The sequence below is a fragment of the Curtanaerobium respiraculi genome, assembly GCF_024609215.1.
Lineage (GTDB): Bacteria > Actinomycetota > Coriobacteriia > Coriobacteriales > Eggerthellaceae > Curtanaerobium > Curtanaerobium respiraculi.
Genome location: NZ_JANIPD030000036.1, coordinates 1 through 1243 on the forward strand (window position 1 = coordinate 1; position 1243 = coordinate 1243).

Sequence of the window (1243 nt, forward strand, 5' to 3'; positions counted from 1 at the left end):
GCCGCCTCGATCTCCCCCAGCTCCACGCGGTGGCCGCGCACCTTCACCTGCTGCTGGGACTGGCGCCTCCCCAGGAACTCGATGGTGCCGTCGGGCCAGAAGCGCCCCTCGTCGCCGGTGCGGTACCAGCGCCCCCGCGAGTCCACGGGGAAGGAGGCCCGGGTGCGCTCGGGGTCCGCGACGTACCCCGAGGCGAGGCTCGCGCCCCCTATGAGCAGCTCGCCGGCGACCCAGTCGGGGCAGTCGAGGCCGTCGGCGCCCACCACGCGGAAGGACTGGTTGGAGAGGGGCCTGCCGTAGGGGATCGAGCGCCAGAGGGGGTCGACCTCGGAGACCTCGTGGAAGTTGGACCAGATGCCCGCCTCGGTGGCGCCACCGAGCGCGACGAGGCGGACGCGGGCGGGGAGCTTGCCGCGCAGGCCGAGGGGCACCCAGTCCCCCGACACCAGCGCGAGCCTCATGGAGGAGAGGGCGCGGGGGTAGGAGTCGGCGAGGACGTCGAGGAGGGCGGGGGCGGAGTTCCAGAGGGTCACCCGGTGCCTCTCGCAGAGCCCCGCCCACTCGGAGGCGTCGCGGCGCTGCCGCTCGGTGGGGATGACCAGGGACCCGCCCGCCCCCAGGACGCCGAACAGGTCGAAGACCGACAGGTCGAAGTCGAGGGCCGACACGGCGAAGACCCGGTCGTCCCCGCCGACGCCGAAGCGCTCCACCACGTCGCGGAGGGTGTTGCGGGCCGCCCCGTGCGACATCGACACCCCCTTGGGGGCCCCGGTGGAGCCCGAGGTGAAGATGACGTAGGCCTCGGCGTCCGCCGGGGGGGCGGCGGGCGACGCGAGCGGAGGGCAGGCGAGGGCCCGCCGCACCTCGTCGGGGCCGACGACGGCGGCGCATGCCGCCTGCTCGATGATGGAGGCGGCGCGCAGGTCGGGCTGCGAGGCGCCGATGGGGACGTAGGACGCCCCGCTCGCCGCCACCCCCAGGCAGGCGACCGCCTGCTGGGGGCCCTTGGGGAGGCGGAGGGCGACCCGCCCGCCCGGGCCGACGCCCCGCCGCGCGAGCCAGGCGGCCACGCTCCTCGCCGCCCGGTCGAGCTCGCCGTAGGTCATCGACCCCGACTCCCCCCACCTCAGGGCGATGCGGCCGGGATCCTCGGCGGCGCGCTCGAAGAAGCCGGCGTGGATCGGCCCCGGGGCGGCGGGACGGGCGTCGCCCCGGGAGGCGCGCTCGTAGGAGGGGAGGAGCG

At 76.5% G+C, this 1243-nt stretch carries 1 protein-coding gene; it reads right to left on the reverse strand.

Translation table 11 applies throughout. The annotated features are described in order from the left end of the window. A partial coding sequence (locus tag NOV21_RS08875) for an amino acid adenylation domain-containing protein (protein WP_283171743.1) occupies window positions 1-1243 on the reverse strand: 1243 nt, incomplete at both ends.